Annotated in this window: 17 protein-coding genes, 2 tRNA genes and 1 pseudogene; 16 read left to right on the top strand and 4 right to left on the bottom strand. The window is 70.4% G+C overall.

Annotated features, from left to right (window positions below):
* Positions 1–156 precede the first annotated feature (156 nt).
* The 10 genes from gyrB (at position 157) to GA0070606_RS16095 (ending at position 9,105) form a co-directional block, all read left to right on the top strand.
* Complete coding sequence (gyrB, locus tag GA0070606_RS16135) at positions 157–2,103, top strand: DNA topoisomerase (ATP-hydrolyzing) subunit B (RefSeq protein ID WP_091100461.1); 1,947 nt, start codon at positions 157–159, stop codon at positions 2,101–2,103.
* A gap of 128 nt (positions 2,104–2,231) precedes the next feature.
* Complete coding sequence (gyrA, locus tag GA0070606_RS16130; protein WP_091100457.1) at positions 2,232–4,751, top strand: DNA gyrase subunit A; 2,520 nt, start codon at positions 2,232–2,234, stop codon at positions 4,749–4,751.
* 4 nt (positions 4,752–4,755) lie between these two features.
* Entirely contained in the window at positions 4,756–5,664 is a 909-nt protein-coding gene (locus GA0070606_RS16125; RefSeq protein WP_091100455.1) for a DUF3566 domain-containing protein, read from the top strand.
* Between the two features lie 217 nt (positions 5,665–5,881).
* Positions 5,882–5,955, top strand: a tRNA-Ile gene (locus GA0070606_RS16120).
* Between the two features lie 43 nt (positions 5,956–5,998).
* Positions 5,999–6,127 carry a DLW-39 family protein gene (locus tag GA0070606_RS32920; RefSeq protein ID WP_218106023.1) on the top strand — a complete coding sequence of 43 codons (129 nt, stop codon included), beginning with the start codon at positions 5,999–6,001 and terminating at the stop codon, positions 6,125–6,127.
* Between the two features lie 42 nt (positions 6,128–6,169).
* Positions 6,170–6,245 (top strand) — tRNA-Ala (locus tag GA0070606_RS16115).
* 404 nt (positions 6,246–6,649) lie between these two features.
* Positions 6,650–7,303: a Type 1 glutamine amidotransferase-like domain-containing protein gene (locus tag GA0070606_RS16110; RefSeq protein WP_091100451.1), complete on the top strand. Its 654-nt coding sequence runs from the start codon at positions 6,650–6,652 to the stop codon at positions 7,301–7,303.
* 149 nt (positions 7,304–7,452) lie between these two features.
* On the top strand, positions 7,453–7,821 hold the full coding sequence (locus tag GA0070606_RS16105) for a hypothetical protein (RefSeq protein WP_091100448.1): 369 nt from the start codon (positions 7,453–7,455) through the stop codon (positions 7,819–7,821).
* Between the two features lie 139 nt (positions 7,822–7,960).
* Positions 7,961–8,455: a DinB family protein gene (locus tag GA0070606_RS16100; RefSeq protein WP_091100445.1), complete on the top strand. Its 495-nt coding sequence runs from the start codon at positions 7,961–7,963 to the stop codon at positions 8,453–8,455.
* Between the two features lie 278 nt (positions 8,456–8,733).
* Positions 8,734–9,105 carry a hypothetical protein gene (locus GA0070606_RS16095; RefSeq protein ID WP_091100442.1) on the top strand — a complete coding sequence of 124 codons (372 nt, stop codon included), beginning with the start codon at positions 8,734–8,736 and terminating at the stop codon, positions 9,103–9,105.
* 51 nt (positions 9,106–9,156) lie between these two features.
* On the opposite strand, the gene GA0070606_RS16090 is transcribed toward GA0070606_RS16095, so the two are convergent.
* On the bottom strand, positions 9,157–9,714 hold the full coding sequence (locus GA0070606_RS16090; protein WP_245724705.1) for a DinB family protein: 558 nt from the start codon (positions 9,712–9,714) through the stop codon (positions 9,157–9,159).
* 87 nt (positions 9,715–9,801) lie between these two features.
* On the opposite strand from GA0070606_RS16090, the gene GA0070606_RS32545 reads away from it, so the two are divergent.
* From GA0070606_RS32545 to GA0070606_RS16080, 3 genes and pseudogenes are all read left to right on the top strand, one after another.
* A complete protein-coding gene (locus GA0070606_RS32545) occupies positions 9,802–9,966 on the top strand; it encodes a hypothetical protein (RefSeq protein WP_176737335.1) in 165 nt (54 codons plus the stop codon).
* Positions 9,967–10,024: 58 nt separating this feature from the next.
* Positions 10,025–10,210: a hypothetical protein gene (locus GA0070606_RS16085; RefSeq protein WP_091100435.1), complete on the top strand. Its 186-nt coding sequence runs from the start codon at positions 10,025–10,027 to the stop codon at positions 10,208–10,210.
* Positions 10,211–10,376: 166 nt separating this feature from the next.
* Positions 10,377–12,002 (top strand): annotated as a pseudogene (locus GA0070606_RS16080) (TlrC/CarA/OleB/SrmB family ABC-F type ribosomal protection protein); the annotation flags it as partial.
* 125 nt (positions 12,003–12,127) lie between these two features.
* On the opposite strand, the gene GA0070606_RS16075 reads toward GA0070606_RS16080, so the two are convergent.
* Positions 12,128–12,895, bottom strand: a complete 768-nt coding sequence (locus GA0070606_RS16075; RefSeq protein ID WP_091100428.1) for an HAD family hydrolase — start codon at positions 12,893–12,895, stop codon at positions 12,128–12,130.
* A 102-nt stretch (positions 12,896–12,997) separates the two neighbouring features.
* Complete coding sequence (locus GA0070606_RS16070) at positions 12,998–14,194, bottom strand: NAD(P)/FAD-dependent oxidoreductase (RefSeq protein ID WP_091100424.1); 1,197 nt, start codon at positions 14,192–14,194, stop codon at positions 12,998–13,000.
* Positions 14,195–14,405: 211 nt separating this feature from the next.
* Between GA0070606_RS16070 and GA0070606_RS16065 the strand changes: the two genes are divergently transcribed.
* Positions 14,406–15,344: a GNAT family N-acetyltransferase gene (locus GA0070606_RS16065; RefSeq protein ID WP_091107800.1), complete on the top strand. Its 939-nt coding sequence runs from the start codon at positions 14,406–14,408 to the stop codon at positions 15,342–15,344.
* 143 nt (positions 15,345–15,487) lie between these two features.
* Here the strand turns inward: GA0070606_RS16065 and GA0070606_RS16060 are convergent, their stop codons facing one another.
* A complete protein-coding gene (locus tag GA0070606_RS16060; RefSeq protein WP_091100421.1) occupies positions 15,488–16,432 on the bottom strand; it encodes an RNA polymerase sigma-70 factor in 945 nt (314 codons plus the stop codon).
* A 93-nt stretch (positions 16,433–16,525) separates the two neighbouring features.
* Here GA0070606_RS16060 and GA0070606_RS16055 point away from each other — a divergent pair, with 93 nt between their 5' ends.
* Positions 16,526–17,410 carry an ABC transporter ATP-binding protein gene (locus GA0070606_RS16055; RefSeq protein ID WP_091100416.1) on the top strand — a complete coding sequence of 295 codons (885 nt, stop codon included), beginning with the start codon at positions 16,526–16,528 and terminating at the stop codon, positions 17,408–17,410.
* Positions 17,410–18,012: a hypothetical protein gene (locus GA0070606_RS16050; RefSeq protein WP_091100413.1), complete on the top strand. Its 603-nt coding sequence runs from the start codon at positions 17,410–17,412 to the stop codon at positions 18,010–18,012. The genes GA0070606_RS16055 and GA0070606_RS16050 overlap by 1 nt, the downstream gene beginning before the upstream one ends.
* The last annotated feature ends 93 nt before the right edge of the window (positions 18,013–18,105 follow it).

Genomic DNA, 18,105 nt, shown 5'->3' with positions numbered 1-18,105 from the left:
CCGATCGCGATCCGCGGGCAACCGCGGCGACCGGCGCGTTCGACCCGTACCCCGGATTGTCCCCGGTGCCGGTCCGCGCGTCGACGTCGCGTCCTGTCCGCCGAACCCGCGCCCGACGCGCCACCAGGCGCGGACGGTGCGAGAAAGTGGCCGAGGGTGGCAGCGCAGGACAAGCAGGAGTACGGCGCCGGGTCGATCACCGTCCTCGAAGGGCTGGAGGCGGTCCGGAAGCGCCCCGGTATGTACATCGGGTCGACCGGTGAGCGCGGTCTGCACCACCTGGTGTGGGAGGTCGTCGACAACGCGGTGGACGAGGCGCTGGCCGGCCACTGCGACACGATCGACGTGGTGCTGCTCGCCGACGGCGGGGTCCGGGTCACCGACAACGGCCGAGGCTTCCCGGTCGACCTGCACCCCAAGCTGAAGAAGCCGGGTGTCGAGGTGGCGCTGACCGTGCTGCACGCGGGCGGCAAGTTCGACGGCAAGGCGTACGCCGTCTCCGGTGGTCTGCACGGCGTGGGCGTCTCCGTGGTGAACGCCCTCTCCACCCGGATGGCCGTGGTGATCCACAAGGACGGCTTCGTCTGGCGCCAGCAGTACCAGAACTCCAAGCCGACCCCGCTGGAGAAGGGCGAGCCGACCGACAGGACGGGCTCGGCGGTCTCCTTCTGGCCCGACCCGGACGTCTTCGAGACGGTCGACTTCGACTTCCAGACCATCTACCGGCGGCTCCAGGAGATGGCCTTCCTCAACCGGGGCGTCACCATCCACCTGCTCGACGAGCGGGTCCCGGAAGAGGAGGAGGGCAAGCCGCGCGAGGTCACCTTCTGCTACAAGGGCGGCATCGCCGACTTCGTCCGGCACCTCAACGCCTCGAAGAACCCGATCCACAAGACGGTGGTCGAGTTCGGCTCCGAGGAGGAGGGCATGTCGGTCGAGATCGCCATGCAGTGGAACGAGTCGTACGGCGAGTCGGTCTACACCTTCGCCAACACGATCAACACCCACGAGGGCGGCACCCACGAGGAGGGCTTCCGGGCCGCGCTGACCAGCGTCGTCAACCGGTACGGCACCGAGAAGAAGCTGCTCAAGGGCGACGAGAAGCTCTCCGGTGAGGACATCCGGGAGGGCCTGGCCGCGATCATCTCGGTCAAGCTGGCCAACCCGCAGTTCGAGGGCCAGACCAAGACCAAGCTGGGCAACACCCCGGTCAAGAGCTTCGTGCAGCGGGTCTGCAACGAGTGGCTGGTGGACTGGTTCGACCGCAACCCGGCCGAGGCGAAGATCATCATCCAGAAGGCGTCCCAGGCCGCCCGCGCCCGGATCGCCGCCCAGCAGGCCCGCAAGCTGGCCCGCCGCAAGTCGTTGCTGGAGTCCGGCTCGATGCCCGGCAAGTTGGCCGACTGTCAGTCCACCGACCCGCGCGAGTCGGAGGTCTTCATCGTCGAGGGCGACTCGGCCGGCGGCTCGGCCAAGCAGGGCCGCGATCCCCGCGTCCAGGCGATCCTGCCGATCCGCGGCAAGATCCTCAACGTGGAGAAGGCCCGGATCGACCGGGTGCTCAAGAACGCGGAGGTCCAGGCGCTGATCACGGCGCTCGGCACCGGCATCCACGACGACTTCGACATCGAGAAGCTGCGCTACCACAAGATCGTGCTGATGGCCGACGCCGACGTCGACGGCCAGCACATCCAGACGCTGCTGCTCACCCTGCTCTTCCGCTTCATGCGTCCGCTGGTCGAGCTGGGGCACGTCTACCTGGCCGCCCCGCCGCTCTACAAGATCAAGTGGAACAAGAAGGGCGACGACGCGCAGTACGCGTACTCGGACCGGGAGCGGGACGGGCTGATCGCGCTGCGCCAGCAGAAGAAGCCCAACGCGAAGCCGGACGACATCCAGCGGTTCAAGGGTCTCGGCGAGATGAACTACCCCGAGCTGTGGGAGACCACGATGAACCCGGCGACGCGTACGCTGCGTCAGGTCACGCTCGACGACGCGGCAACCGCCGACGAGTTGTTCAGCGTGCTGATGGGTGAGGACGTCGAGGCGCGCCGCTCGTTCATCCAGCGCAACGCCAAGGACGTCCGCTTCCTGGACATCTGACGGGCCGGCGGGCCGACCGGTCATCCACCGGCCGGCCTGGCGATCCACAGAGTTATCCACAGTATGGCCGGTTTCCACAGCCGTTATCCACAGCACGAAAACGACTCTGAGTCTGATAAGGGTTAACAGTGACCGATACCCCCGAGTCCACACCGAGCGAGCCCGAGGTCCCCGAGACCGTCGCCGCCGTCGTCGCGCACGACCGCATCGAACCGGTCGGGCTCGAGGTGGAGATGCAGCGCTCCTATCTCGACTACGCGATGAGCGTCATCGTCGGGCGTGCGCTGCCGGACGTCCGGGACGGGCTCAAGCCGGTCCACCGCAAGATCCTCTACGCGATGTTCGACTCCGGCTACCGGCCGGACCGCGGCTACGTGAAGTGCTCCCGGGTCGTCGGCGACGTGATGGGCCAGTTCCACCCGCACGGCGACTCCGCGATCTATGACGCGCTGGTCCGGATGGCGCAGCCCTGGTCGCTGCGCTACCCGCTGGTCGACGGCAACGGCAACTTCGGCTCGCCGGGCAACGACCCGGCCGCCGCGATGCGCTACACGGAGTGCAAGCTCGACCCGCTGGCGATGGAGATGCTGCGGGACATCGACGAGGACACCGTCGACCTGCAGGACAACTACGACGGCCGGGCCAAGGAGCCCACCATCCTGCCGTCGCGGATCCCCAACCTCCTGGTCAACGGCTCCGAGGGCATCGCGGTCGGCATGGCCACCAAGATCCCGCCGCACAACCTGCGCGAGATCGGCGCGGCGGTGCAGTGGTGCCTGGAGCACCCGGACGCCGACGAGGCCGCGACCCTCGACGCGCTGCTGGAGATCGTCAAGGGGCCCGACTTCCCGACCCACGGCCTGATCGTCGGCACCCAGGCGATCCAGGACGCGTACCGCACGGGGCGCGGGTCGATCCGGATGCGCGCCGTGGTGGAGGTCGAGGAGGACAAGCGGGGCCGCCCCTGCCTGGTCGTCAGCGAGCTGCCCTACCAGGTCAACCCGGACAACCTGGCCGAGCGCATCGCCGAGCTGATCAAGGAGGGCAAGCTCGCCGGCATCGCCGACATCCGCGACGAGTCCTCCGGGCGCACCGGCATGCGGATCGTGCTCGTGCTCAAGCGCGACGCGGTCGCCAAGGTGGTGCTCAACAACCTCTACAAGCACACCCAGCTCCAGGAGACCTTCGGCGCCAACATGCTGGCGCTGGTCGACGGCGTGCCCCGCACGCTGAACCTGGCCCAGTTCATCCGCTACTACGTCGAGCACCAGATCGACGTCATCCGACGGCGTACGGCGTTCCGGCTGCGCAAGGCCGAGGAGCGGGCGCACATCCTGCGCGGTCTGGCCAAGGCGCTGGACGCCCTCGACGAGGTGATCGCCCTGATCCGGCGCTCGCCCACGGTCGACGACGCCCGACAGGGCCTGATCCGGCTGCTGGAGATCGACGAGATCCAGGCGACCGCGATCCTGGACATGCAGCTGCGGCGGCTCGCCGCGCTGGAGCGGCAGCGGATCCTCGACGACCTGGCCAAGCTGGAGATCGAGATCGCCGACCTCAAGGACATCCTCGCCAAGCCCGAGCGGCAGCGGAAGATCGTCTCCGAGGAGCTCGGCGAGATCGTCGCGAAGTGGGGCGACGACCGGCGGACGAAGATCGTGCCGTTCGAGGGCGAGGTCTCCATGGAGGACCTCATCGCCCGCGAGGACGTGGTCGTCACGATCACCCGCACCGGCTACGCGAAGCGGACCAAGGTCGACCTCTACCGCTCCCAGCGCCGCGGCGGCAAGGGCGTCAGCGGCGCCAGCCTGCGGCAGGACGACATCGTCAGCCACTTCTTCGTATGCTCGACCCACGACTGGGTCCTGTTCTTCACGAACAAGGGCCGGGTGTACCGGGCCAAGGCGTACGAGCTTCCCGAGGCCAGTAGGGTGGCCAAGGGCCAACACGTGGCGAACCTGCTCGCGTTCCAGCCCGACGAGCAGATCGCGCAGATCATCGAGATCCCGCACTACCAGGTGGCTCCCTACCTGGTACTCGCCACGAAGAACGGCCTGGTGAAGAAGACTCGGCTTGAGGAGTTCGACTCCCCCCGATCGGGCGGCATCATCGCGATCAACCTGCGCGACGAGGACGAGCTGGTCGGGGCGGCGCTCGTCGCCCCCGACGAGGACCTGCTGCTGGTCTCGAAGAACGCGCAGGCGATCCGGTTCAACGCGAGCGACGAGGCGCTGCGCCCGATGGGCCGGGCCACGTCGGGCGTGATCGGCATGCGCTTCAGCGAGGACGACGTCCTGCTGGCGATGGAGGTCGTCCGCGAGGGCAAGGACGTCCTGGTGGCCACGAACGGGGGATACGCGAAACGTACCCCGATCGAGGAATACCCGGTCCAGGGCCGGGGAGGTAAGGGCGTGCTGACTGCGAAGATCACGGAGCGACGTGGTGGTCTGGTCGGCGCGGTGGTGATCGACCCGGACGACGAGCTGTTCGCGATCACCAGCAACGGTGGTGTCATCCGGACTCCGGTGAAGCCTGTACGCCGTACGCGTGATCGGAACACAATGGGGGTCAAGCTGATGGACCTTCCGGACGGCGTGACTATCGTGGCGATTGCTCGCAATGCCGACGAGCCTGACGAACAGGACTAGTTGAATGACGGAGACACAGGCGAAGTCGGGGAACACGGGGACCTCGGCCAACCCGGTCGACGAGGAGGCCGCCAAGGGCGGCACACCAGCGACCGGCCGCGCGGCCGTGGGCCGGGCGACGGTCCCCGCCGACGCGCCTGCCCCGAAATTCACCCGGGCCCCCGGCATGACACCGCCGCCGGACAAGCCCTCCGAGGACGCGGACGAGGCGGACAAGACCGAGGCGGTGGCGGCCGACAAGCCGGCCGCCGCCACGGCGACCGCCGCCAAGCCGACGACGACACAACCGCTGAAGGTCGGCGCCGGCCAGTCGACCGGCGCCACCGGCACCCAGCCGCGGATCACGGGGACCACGGGCACCCAGCCCCGGGTCACCGGCACCGCCAAGCCGCAGCCGGACGGTGGCCGGCCGGCCGGCACCGGCCGGCCCGCCAACGGGGGCGGCCTGCCGCCGGGCATCGGCGGCGCGGCCGCCGTCGGCGCCGCCCGCGTGGGTGAGGCGGTACGCGCCGCGCGTACGTCGGTCAGCTCGGCCGCGTCGCGCGGACCGCGCCGGGCCCGGCTGAACCTCAAGCGGATCGATCCCTGGTCCGTGATGAAGTTCGCCTTCGCCGTCTCGGTGGTGCTCTTCATCGTCGTGGTCGTGGCCACGTCGGTGCTCTACCTGGCACTCGACGCCATGGGCGTGTTCAGCAGCGTCAACGACAGCCTGACCGACCTGGTCAGCGCGGGCGGCGGCCAGAGCGCCAGCGGCTTCCAGATCACCGCCAAGGGCGTGATCCTCAGTTCGGCGCTGATCGGCCTGGTCAACGTCGTGCTGTTCACGGCGCTGGCCACGCTCGGGGCGTTCGTCTACAACGTCTGCGCCGACCTGGTCGGCGGCATCGAGCTGACCCTCGCCGAGCGCGACTGACCACCTCGGAGGCCGGGGCCCGCCGATGCGCGGCGCCCCGGCCTTCGTGCTTTCCCGGCCTGTCGGCGGGCGGGCGGCCGGCGTGCGGGCGGCGAAATCGCCTGGGCCCGCGGCGCGGCCTCCGGTAGGTTCAGGGACGACGGCGACGTCGGATGCCCGGGTGGCCCCCGATTTGGGGGCGGGAGGGCGGATGGGTTAATGTTGCTCGTCGCTACGCGGGGCTATAGCTCAGTCGGTTAGAGCGCAGAGCTGATAACTCTGAGGTCGCTGGTTCGATTCCAGCTAGCCCCACCGCACATCGTCCGACGGCAGTCGAGCGCGAGGGGTAGCCCCAATGTTCAAGAAGCTTCTGATCCTGGCGAGCATCGTCGGGGTGGCTGCCGTGGTCGCCAAGAAGGTCAAGGATTCCAACGACGAGCGCGCCCTGTGGCACGAGGCGACCACCGCGCCCGACCTGCGCTGAGCGCACTGGCCACTGCCAGCACCGGCGGCATCGTCCGCCCCGGGGGCCCTAGCTCAACTGGCAGAGCACTGCCTTTGCAAGGCAGGGGTTAGGGGTTCGAGTCCCCTGGGCTCCACCAGCACCAGCACCTCCGTCGGTTGATCTTGCCAATCCGGCCAGGTGCGTCCTCGTAGGCGGTCCACCTCTGAGATCGAAGGCGGACGCGCTGCCGACGTTCGCACGATCGGGTTCGCCAACAAGCCCGGCAAGCGTGCGCGCCTACTGAGGCGGGAGCGGACGCCATCACCGAAGGCAGAGACGGCATGGCGGAGCTGGCCAGGGCCCTACCCCGGAGTGGGCCCAACAGCTGATGTGCGACGCAACCCTGCCAGGTGATGCGCGACAGGTCCCAGAGAGAGGCCGTGCGGGGCCTGCGGGGTCGCAACGGCGATGAGTTTCGTTCTGGTGCCCAGTCTGTACTTCATGCACCCGATCTCCCGACCCCGGGGAGAGCGTCATGACCGCCACGTACAGGAGGCAAGCGTGAAACTTCTTCTCACGTCCGCGGGCGTCCAGAACCCGAGCATCCGTGATGCGCTGGTCGACCTGCTGGGCAAGCCGATCGCCGACTCCAGTGCCCTCTGCATCCCTACGGCGGCCCACGTCATGGGTGGGCCAGCCTCGGCCTGGCGCTTCATCACCGGGCAGACGCCGCTACCCATGTGCGACCTGGGCTGGAAGTCGCTGGGCGTCCTCGAGCTGACAGCGCTGCCCAGCATCGGCGAGGAGCGATGGGTACCCTGGGTCCGGGAGGCTGACGTCATGCTCGTGGCCGGCGGCGATGCGACGTACCTGTGCCACTGGATGCGGCAGTCCGGGCTGGCGGATCTCCTGCCGTCGCTGCGGGACACCGTCTGGGTGGGGTTGAGTGCTGGGAGCATGGTGCTGACCCCCCGGATCGGTGCGGACTTCGTCGAATGGCAGTCCGCGCCCGACGACCGCACACTGGGGGTCGTCGACTTCTCGATCTTCCCGCACCTGGGTCTCGAGCCGGACAACACCATGGCTGGTGCCGAGAAATGGGCGGCCGAGATCGCCGGTCCGGCGTACGCGATCGACGACCAGACGGCCATCAAGGTGACCGACCGCACCGTCGAGGTCGTTTCCGAGGGGCACTGGAGGCTGTTCCCCTCGTAGCCGCGGTCGGCAGGTCCACCTGACGCTTGACGGATCCGTCCCAGCACATGCTTGACGGTCGGTCCAGGTTCCATGCTGTGCGGGGCCAGGCTGCTTCGCGCCCGTGCGGGGCAAGTCTCTGTAGGGGGCTGGGTGTGACAATCTCGCGGATGAGCGCTTCCGACGTCGTAGCGGTCGATCTCACGTCGGACGAGCGGTTCCTGCTGAGGCGAGGGTTGGCCGAGTGGGGTGGACCCGCGCATGCTACGGATGATCTCGCCCGAGCTATGGGCTTCCAAGACCAGGCAGACCTTCACCACGGCGAGGGACGCAGGCTTATAGCGGCATTGGACCGCAGGGAGCCGTTGACGGGGTCGCAGTGGCGGAAGCTTTTGCTCTCCACCGAGATTGTCTTCGCGAGTGACGTGGTGGGTTCTGGCTGTGACTGGTCGATTACCACTGGCCTCTCTGACGAGGAGACGATCAAGCTGCTGCGGGTGGTGCAGCGGAAGGTGGCCCGCGCGCTACGGATGTCTTAGGCATCGGCGGCCACCTTGCGGGGTCTACTGGCTTTCCGGTTGCGGACGGGCTGGTCGGTGGTGCGTCGGACGAGGCGGGTGCCGTCGCAGGCGATGGCCAGCTCGCAGGGCATCGGGGGCGCTATCTAGGGTCGGGAACATGCTTGAGACCCAACGCGAGGCCGTGCCGAGCAACGACGGCGGCGAGCTCGACACCACCCTCGCCTTCCTGTCCTTCGCGCGGTCCTGCGTGCTCAAGAAGGTCGCCGGTCTGGGCGAGGAACAGTTGCGGCGCCGCCTGGTCGTCTCCGACACCACGCTGCTGGGCCTGGTGCAGCACCTGACGGACGCCGAACGGTACTGGTTCGGCTACACGCTCGCCGGTGACGCGCGCTACGCCGACGTCGACTTCAGCATGGTGGTCGAGCCGGATCGTTCCGCGGATGAGGTCATCGCCAGCTATCGGGCTGCGATCGCCGAGAGCGACGCCCACATCGCCGCAGCCGCCGACCCCGACGCCCGTACCGCGCACCCGGTCTTCGACTCGCCTCGTACGCTTCGCTGGGTGCTCGCGCACATGACGGGCGAGACGGTTCGGCACGCCGGCCACGCCGACATCCTGCGTGAGCTCGTCGACGGCGCCACCGGCCGATAGGAGATCGTGACTCGGGGCTGAGCGAGGACGGCACGGGGCACTGGAGCCCGAAGTGGTGGCTCTCCAAGCCGACCGCCTCCTGGCAGCTCGTGATCAGGACCCAGAGCGGCGCGGTGGTCCGTACCCATCTCCGGCGGCGGCCAGACACGAAGGTGCAGGTGACGCCGCCCGCCTGGGACGCATGAGGACGATTTCCGGACCGGGCCGAAATTTGCCTCGCTCTCCTAGCATCATGTCCGGCACGCAGGGGTTGCGGGCCGAGCAGGAGGTCAGCACACATGCCCAACGTCGTCCGGCGGCCCAAGCAGGCGACTCTCGTCCACTATCTGAGGCCCGCACTCGCAGGCGCCGCGGCCGGAATGGGGCTGCTGCATTCGGTGCTGGGCTGGGGTTCGATCTTCTTCGAGTCCGGCAGTTGCGGCGGTCGCTACGGCCCTCCCTGCCCGGACGGAATCGTTCCGCTGATCATATTGGGCACACTGGTCGGCGGCGCCGGCTTCTTCCTCGTTCAAGGAGACGTCGTCTATGTGGAACGTCGCGTCCTGCCGCTCAGCAAGCGCATCATGCTCGCCGTGGTTGGAGCGGCCGTAGCATCCATCCCGGGCTGGGCCATCGCCCAATGGCTGCATGGCCCCTTCCAGTGGTGGTAGCAGCCGGCGCCCGCCACTCAGTGCTCCCGTGCTTGCGGCGCCACGGCGCGCTCAGAAGGTGAAGTCGGCGGGCGCACCCTCGCCGACCCGGCCGTCCACCGCCTCCCGCAGGAGGTCGGCGTGCCCGGTGTGCCGCGCGTACTCCTCGATCATGTCCAGGAGCATGGCGCGGACGGAGGGGGTGCGTCCGTCCGGCCAGGTGAAGGAGGCCGGCCCGTCGAGGCCGCGCTCCGCGATGACCTCGGCCACCAGCTCGCGGGACCGCTCGACGGCGTCTCGCCACACGGCGTAGACGTCGTCCGCGGAGTCCAGCGCCCCGCTGCGCCATTCCCAGTCCGGGTCGGCGTCGAAGTCGACGGTATCCCAGGGGGCTCCGTACTCGCGGCCGGCGAGCTTGACCGCGAGCCAGTCCGCCTCGACGAGGGCCATGTGCTTGACCAGGCCGCCGAGGGTCATGGTGCTGGCCGCCGTGGTCGCGTGCAGGCCCTTCTCGTCGAGCCCGAACGTCTTCCAGGCGAAGGTGCGCCGGTTGCGTTCGAGGACCGATCGCAGCGACTCGGCCTCGGTGGGGACCGCGGACGGGGAAGGGCGGCGGCTCGCTTCGCTCATGAGCCGGAGCATAGCCAGTGCTCCCCCCTCGCGTCGTCAGGCGTCGATGCACGGTCGGCATGAGGATTTGTTCTGACGATCTGTCGATTGGTTTCCACGATCGGCGACCTTCACCGATTCGCCGCGGCGCTGCTGTGTGGCGAACTCTTCCCACCGGACCGGCAGGAGGAGATGGTCGGTGAGCGCGTCGAGCCCTACTCGCCCGTCGCCCAGTCGATCAACTCGGCCTCGGCGGAACAGCCGCAGCCATGAACACCGTCCTCACAGGGCCGTCTCCGCGTGGCTGATCGCCGCCGGCGCGATCACGTTGGTGCTCTTCGGAATCTACGGTGCCAGCTTCGACGAGGCCACCACAGCGGACAGCGGGGGCCTCGACCAGCTGGGGTGGCTCACCTGGATCTTCCTGTGGTTCACCGTGCTCGGCCTGGCCGGATCGGCACGCCGCCGAACCCATTTTGACGAGACGGACCGTATCGTCTTGACCAGGGGATCGTGATTGCCTATCGTCATGGAACACAGGCGAGACGGACCGTCTCGTCAAGCCATCCGCCCACCTACGGGTGACACCCGCCGATCGGGCCCGTCGCCAATCGGAGATCCGTAACTCGTCCGCGCGGGCCTGCCCGTGCTGATCGGCTCGGCCGAGATCAGGGGATATCTTCTTGCTCACTGCCCAACTGGCGCTACACAACGTCACCCGCCGCTACGACGACCGCGTGGTGCTGGACGCCGTGTCCTTCACCGTCAGGCCGGGCGAGAAGGCGGGCATCATCGGTGACAACGGCGCGGGCAAATCCACGCTGTTGCGGCTCCTCGCCGGGGCGGACCGGCCCGACAACGGGGAGGTGACGGTGATCGCGCCCGGCGGCATCGGCTACCTCGCCCAGTCTCTGGCGCTGCCGCCCGAGGCCACGGTCCAGGACGCGATCGACCTCGCCCTTGCCGACCTGCGCGAGCTCGAGTCACGGATGCGCGACGCCGAGACCGCACTGCGTAGCCTGGCGGGGACGGAACTCGTGGCCGCGATGGAGACCTACGCCGGGCTGGTCTCCCGGTACGAGGCGCGTGAGGGATACGCGGCGGACACCCGGGTGGACATCGCGTTGCACGGGCTCGGCCTGCCGGCACTGGAGCGTACGAGGGCACTCGGCACGCTGTCCGGCGGGGAACGGTCGCGGCTGGCCCTGGCCGCCACCCTGGCGTCCCAGCCGGAACTGCTGTTGCTCGACGAGCCGACCAACGACCTGGACGACCAGGCTGTGAGCTGGCTCGAGGCGCACCTGCGGGCGCACCGCGGCACGGTGCTCGCGGTGACCCACGACCGGGAGTTCCTCGACCGGGTCACCACCACCATCCTGGAAGTCGGCGACGGCGCGGTGACGCGCTTCGGTGACGGCTACGGCGGATACCTCGCCGCCAAGGCCGCCGAGCGCCGGCGCCGGATCCAGGAGTACGAGGACTGGCGCGCCGAGCTGGCCCGCAGCCGGAGAATGGCTGCCGCGAACGCGGTCCGCCTGGACGCGATTCCGCGCAAGGCGCCGATGGCCAAATTCGGGCACGGCGCCTTCCGCGCCCGTGGCCGCGACCACGGTGCGATGGGGCGCATCCGCAACGCCAAGGAGCGCATCGAGCGCCTCACCGGCAGTCCCGTCGCGCCACCCCCCGACCCGCTGGTCTTCGCCGCCAGCATCACCGGCGCCGGCAGCCAGACGCCGGAGGCGACCGCGGAACTCACGGGGATCCGCGTCGCCGACCGACTGCACGTGCCGTCACTGCGGATCGGGGGCGCGCAACGAATCCTGGTCACCGGACCCAACGGGGCGGGCAAGACCACCCTCGTCCGGGTACTGGCCGGGGAACTGCAACCCGACGACGGAACGGTACGCACGCACGGTCGGATCGGGTACCTGCGGCAGGAGGAAGTGCCGTGGCCGCCCGACCTGACGGTGCCGCAGGCGTTCGCCCACGGGCGGGCCGGCGACCCGGACGAGCGCGCCGACGAACTGCTCTCCCTCGGCCTGTTCCGGCCGGCGGACCTGCGACTGCGGATGGGCGAGCTGTCGTACGGGCAGCGGCGTCGGATGGAGCTGGCCCGCCTGGTCAGCGAACCGGTCGACCTGCTGCTGCTCGACGAGCCGACGAACCACTTCTCCCCGGCCCTGGTCGAGGAACTGGAGGATGCCCTGGCGGAGTACCCCGGCGCGGTGGTCATCGTCACCCACGACCGCCGCATGCGTGCCCGGTTCACCGGCACCCACCTGGAGCTGCGAGCCGGCCGCGTCGCGCAACTCCGGGAGGCCGGCCCTGCGGCCCACGCCTGCACCTCGTCGGTCAGCCCCGCCGCATGCACCGCCCTCCGTCGCCGGGCCGCGGTGGCAACCGCTGTCGGCCCCGGGCCTCAGCCCTCGGCCGGTCAACCCCGGGGCGGCCCGTCGTCCACCTGACGCAGCAGGGCGAGCAGCCCGTGGCCGTCCTCGATCCGGGCGTCCGGTTCGACACCCCGCAGCGGGGCCTCCCGGTCCGTGCGGGGCGACCGCATCAGGATCGCCGCGCCCGTGCCGGCGCGTCGGGCGCAGACGACGTCGCGGTGCACGCTGTCGCCGACGAACCAGCAGTCGCCGACCGGCACCCCGACGGCTCCGGCGGCCAGGAGCGCCAGCTGCGGGTTGGGCTTGCGGGGCCCGGCCTCGTCGCTGTAGAACTCCGCCGCGAAGAGCCCGGAGAGCCCGGCGCCGGCCAGGAAGTCGCGGTGGGCGGCACCGCAGAGCGTGTTGCTGACGACCGCCATCGGAAGCCCGGCGTCGGCGGCGTGGCGCAACGCCTCGGAGATGCCGGGACGCACCGCCCAGCCATCCCGCCAGGTCCAGGCGTACGCCAGCGGGGTCGCCTCCCGCTCGACGGCCTCGCGGGCGGCCCGCGGCCAGGTGCGGGTCACGAAGTCGGCCCACACCTGGCCGTGCGGCAGCTCGACGGGATCGCCCGTCCTGCCCACGTCGTCGCGCCACAGGGCGTACGCCCGCGCGCCCTCGACCAGGTCCCGGGCGATCTGCTCGTCCGGGACCGCGCCGTCGACGAGTGCGGCGAGGCGCCGCACCAGCCCCGGCGGGGCCGGTGGTTGGGGCGGCGCGTCGGCCAGGACGCCGCCGAAGTCCAGCAGGAGGGCCCGAGGGGTACGAAGCATGCGGCAATCCTCGCGCACGGGACGGGCGAGTCGAGGGGGTCGGCGGGCGCGAGCACGGCTTCCGCTCGGCGTGGGTGCGTCGAGAGCCGCTCGAACGGTGCGCTACGCCGGCGCACCGAGGGTCGCGCCCGCCGCCGGCCGCTCGCCCGTGACGCGGTGGCGCCGGGTGGGCAGGCCGAGCGTCGGGTGGGCGACGCCCCAGGCGGCGCCCCGGCAGACCAACTCCTTGTAGACGGTCGCGAGGCGTCCGGTCAGGGTGGCCCGCAGGGCGCGGTCGTCGGCGGTGACGTACTGGATCAGGCCGTCCCCGCGGCCGAGCGAGATGCACTGGTTGACGTAGCGGATCCTGGTGGCCGGGAGTTGCCGGCCGGTCAGGCGCGCCGCGATCGCGTCCGCGGCCTGCCAGGCGGTGGGGATTCCCGAGGCGCACGACATCCGCAGCGGCTTGTCCCCGGGGCCCATCACCATGGCGGCGTCGCCGACGGCGTACACGTCGGGGTGCGAGACCGACCGCATGGTGGCGTCGACCACGATCTGGCCGGTGCCGGTGACCTCCAGGGCGGTCGCCTTCGCGATCGGGTGGACCGCGAACCCGGTGGTCCAGACGGTGACCGCCGCCGGGACGGTCCTGCCGTCGGCGACGGTGACGTGGTCGGCTGCGACACCCGTGACGGTGGCGTGCTCGTGGACGGTGACGCCCAGCCTGCCGAGTACCTTCCGCAGGTGTTCGCGGCCCCCGGGGGAGAGCCAGTCGCCGAGACCGCCCCGGGCGGCCAGGGCGACGTCGAGGTCCGGGCGCGCCTCGGCGATCTCCGTGACGGCCTCCAGGCCGGTGAGGCCGCCGCCGACGACGACCACGGCCTGCCCGGCGTCGAGCCGGGACAGGCGTTCGCGTAGCCGGAGTGCTCCGGGGCGGCTGGAGATCTCGTGGGCGTGCTCGGCGGTCCCCGGGACGCCCTGCGGATCCCAGCCGCTGCCGAGGGCGTGGACGAGCGTGTCGTAGGCGAGTTCCTCGGCGCCGCCAGCGTCGGTGACGGCAACTGTCCTGCGGTCGACGTCGACGCCGGTGACCTTCGCGATCCTCAGCCTCACGCCGGTGCCCGCGAACATCTCGCGCAGCGGCCGGGGCTTGAGGTCCTGACCGGTCGCCAGCTGGTGCATGCGGACGCGCTCGACGAAGTCGGTCTCGGCGTTGACGACGGTGACGGCGACGTCCTCACGGTGCAGCCGCCTGGCGAGGCGGCCGGCGACGGAAGCCCCGGTGTATCCGGCTCCGAGGACGATGATGCGGTGCGACATGTCCATGCTCCTGTCTAGCGGGTTGCCACCTGAACCGGATGGCCCGTCGTTTCCTGACAGGAAGCGGATGTGAAGCACGTCACGTGGCGGTCGGAAGGCGCGGAACAAGGGATCCCGTGGCCGATGGCCCGCCACCGCGCGATTGCTCGTCAGGTGTGGCAGCGGGGAAACGTGTTGCCGCGGCGCTCCCCCGGTCGTGATCATGACGCTTATGCGTATCCTCTCCGCCGCCGCAGACCCCACCGCGCTGGACCGTGCCGCCGCATATGCGGCCGACGGTCCCGTCGCGGCCCTGACTGCTGAGCGGATCCGCGAGGAACTTGACGCCCACCAGTTCCGCCCGGAGTGGGTGTGGCTTGCCGAGGACGAGAACGGACAGGTCCTCGCCCGCGCGCTGTGGTGGGGGCGCGCCGACAGTGAGCGCCCCATTGCCCTCGACTGCCTTCAGGTGCGCTCCACGGTCGCCGATCCGGTCGCGGTTGCCACCGGGCTCCTCGACGCCGGACATGCGGCCTTCGGCACGCGTCCGATGTACAACATCTCCCTTCCGGCCGACTGGAGCACCCGACCGGAGCTGGCTGAGGCGGTCGCCTGGCGACGTGATGCGGGCTTGCGTTCAGGGTTGAGCCGGGAGATCCAGCGCCTGCGTTACGAGTGGACTCCGGCGGCGGGCCTGCCCGAGATCGGCGGTCGCCTGACGTTCCGCGAGGGCAGCGACGAGGAGTTTCTGGAGGCATTCGTCCGGGTCTCGGCTGGTAGCCTCGACCAGGCCACCCATGACGAGCTGCGTACAAAGGATGCCAGGCAGTTGGCCGAGGAAGACATCAGGTTCTACCTCGACTGCCCGGGCGAGCGGAGCTGGTGGAGGCTCGCGGAGTTGCCTGACGGCACGCTCGCCGGTCTGGCCGTCCCGTCGGCCACCCCGTACAACCGCAACGTCGGCTATCTCGGTGTCGTACCTGAGCAGCGCGGCAAAGGACTGATCGACGAGATTCTCGGCGAGATCACCCGCTTCCACGCGAGCGAGGGCGCCGAGCGCATCACCGCGACGACGGACACCACGAACGTCCCGATGGCCGCCGCCTTCGACCGCGCCGGCTACCAGGTGACAGAGATCCGGATGGTCCTGGAGGTCTCGGAGACCGCATGACCTGCGGCACCGGACGGGTGTTGATTCTCTGATCTGGCTCCCGCGCGGAGGCTGGTGCAGGGCCGGGCGAGGGCGCGCTCAGCGGGTCGGATTCGGACGGGGTCACCGGGTCGTCGCGCCACCGGGCGTACGCCACGTGGCGGTCAGAAGGCGTGGAGCAGGGGTTCCCCGTGGTCGGTGGCCCGCCACCGCGCGGTCGCTCGTTCGAGCTTGTCCGGGTTGACCTGGTTGCGGAGGGCGACGATGCCGTCGGCGGTGACCTCCAGGCACATGACGCCGACGACCCGGCCGTCCACCACGGCCACGACGGCGGGCCCACCGTTGGCGGTCCAGGCGTGGACCTCGGGCGTGCCGCCCACCAGGGCCTGCTTGGCCCTGCCGGGTCTGACCAGACCCCACACGAACCTCGCGACCGCGACCGCGCCCTCGAACGCCCTGGCGCGGGCCGGGATCTTCCCGCCACCGTCGCCGATCGCGACGGCGTCCTCGGTGAGCAGGCGTACGAGCGGCTCCAGGCGGCCACTGGTCGCCGCCGTCAGGAACTCCTCCACGATCCGCCGGGCGGCGGCCTCGTCGATCTCGGCACGGGCCCTGCCGGCCGCGACGTGCCTCCTGGCGCGGTGCAGGATCTGCTGGCTGGCGGCCTCGGTGATGTCGAGGATCTCGGCGATCTCGCGGTGCGGGTAGTCGAAGGCCTCCCGCAGCACGTACACGGCCCGTTCGTTGGGGGAGAGACGCTCCAGGAGGGTGAGGACCGCGTACGAGACCGATTCGCGCTGCTCGGCGGTCTCGGCCGGGCCGAGCATCGGATCACCGGCGAGCAGCGGCTCGGGAAGCCACTCGCCCACATAGGTCTCGCGGCGGGCCCGCGCGGAGGCGAGCTGGTTGAGGCACAGGTTGGTGAGCACCTTCGTCAGCCAGGCCTCGGGGACCTCGACGCGTCGAACGTCGGCGGACTGCCAGCGCAGGAACGTCTCCTGCACGGCGTCCTCGGCCTCGGCGGCGGAGCCGAGGAGCCGGTAGGCGATGGCCTCCAGGCGGGGCCTGGTGGCCTCGAACCGCTCGACGTCGTCCGCCGTCAAGGACATGACCCGATCCTAGGCCGTGTGCGCCGGCTGGCGGCGTGCCGTGAACGTTACCTTCCGTAGCGGGGTCGGCCAAACCACGACACTGCGTCCATAATGGCCACCGTGATCGAGGCGCTGAACCTCACCAAGCGTTACGGCCGGACCATCGCGGTGGACGATGTCAGCTTCGTCGCGGCACCGGGACGGGTGACCGGATTCCTCGGCCTCAACGGCTCGGGCAAGACGACGACACTGCGGATGCTGCTCGGGCTGAGCCGTGCCACGTCCGGCGACGCCCTGATCAACGGCAGGCGGTTCCGGAACCTCCGCGATCCCGTGCGGCAGGTCGGCGCGGTCCTGGAACAGGGCGTCAGCCACCCGGGCCAGACCGGGCGGGCCCATCTCACGTCGCAGGCCGTCCTCGCGGGTGCCGGCCGCGCGCGGGTCGACCACCTGCTCGGGTACGTCGGGCTGGAGCACGCCGCCGACGAACGCACCGGCGGATACTCGCTCGGCATGCGTCAGCGGCTGGCCGTGGCGACCGCGCTGTTGGGCGACCCCGCGGTGCTGGTCCTCGACGAGCCGGCGAACGGCCTCGACCCCGAGGGCATCGCCTGGCTCCGCGAGCTCGTGCGCGAGCACGCCCGCAACGGCGGCACGGTGCTGATCTCCAGCCACCTGCTCGCCGAACTGGCCAAGGTTATCGACGACGTCGTCATCATCGCGAAGGGCCGGATCAGGCGCGCGATGCCGCTGGCCGAGCTGTACGGGTCGACGGCCCACCGGCTGCGGATCCGTGGGCGGGATCCGCGGCGGCTGTGGCAGGCGTTGGAACGGGCCGGCGGACAGGTCAGGACCGAGGGGCAGGTGTTGGAGGTGGTGGGGCTGTCACCCGAGCAGGCCGGCGAGATCGCCTTCGGCGCGCAGGTGCCCGTCTACGAACTGGCCGTGGACACCCCGAACCTGGAACAGATCTTCTTCGAGTTGGCGGCAGCGTGATGATCACGCTGGTCCGCAGCGAGCTGCACCGCATGGCGACGGTCCGGTCCACCTGGCTCTCCGTCGCCATCGTGGGCGCCCTCGGCCTGCTCTTCGGCGTGTTCGACGCCGCCGCGTGGCAGCTTCTGGCCGGCGTGGGCACCTTCGGCCTCGCCGTCATGCACGTGGGCCAGCACTACCAGCACCGGACGGCCGTCCTGCTCCACCTGGCGCAGCCGAACCGCACCGTCACCCTGGTCGGCCACCTCGTCGCCGCCGTCGTGGTGGCCCTGGTGTTCATGACGCTGAGCGGCGCGACGGTGCTGCTCGACGGCGACATCCGGGAGTTCCGGGACGCCGCGGCCGTCGTCCCCCTCATGGCCGTGTTCGCCGCCGCCAACGCCGCGATCTTCCGCCGGCCGACCTGGCTGTTCCTCGGGTACGGCGGCTGGTTCATCTTCGTCGAGGGGCTGGCCGGCCGGTTGGACGCGCCGCTGCCGTTCTCCGCCTACCTCGCGGCCGGTGGCGGCGACCGCTCCAGCCTGCTGGTGTTCGCGGGTTGGACGGGCGTCTCGGTGATCGGCGCGCTCTTCGCCGTCCGGCGCGACCTCGTCGGCGACTAGGGTTTGGCGCGGCCTCGGCGACGACCGTCTCCGGCGCGGCCTCGGCGGCAACCGTCTCCGGCCGATCGGCGGCCGGCCTCCACGGGGCTCGAC

This window comes from Micromonospora citrea (genome assembly GCF_900090315.1).
Lineage (GTDB): Bacteria > Actinomycetota > Actinomycetes > Mycobacteriales > Micromonosporaceae > Micromonospora > Micromonospora citrea.
This window is presented reverse-complemented; position numbering and strand designations above follow the sequence as displayed.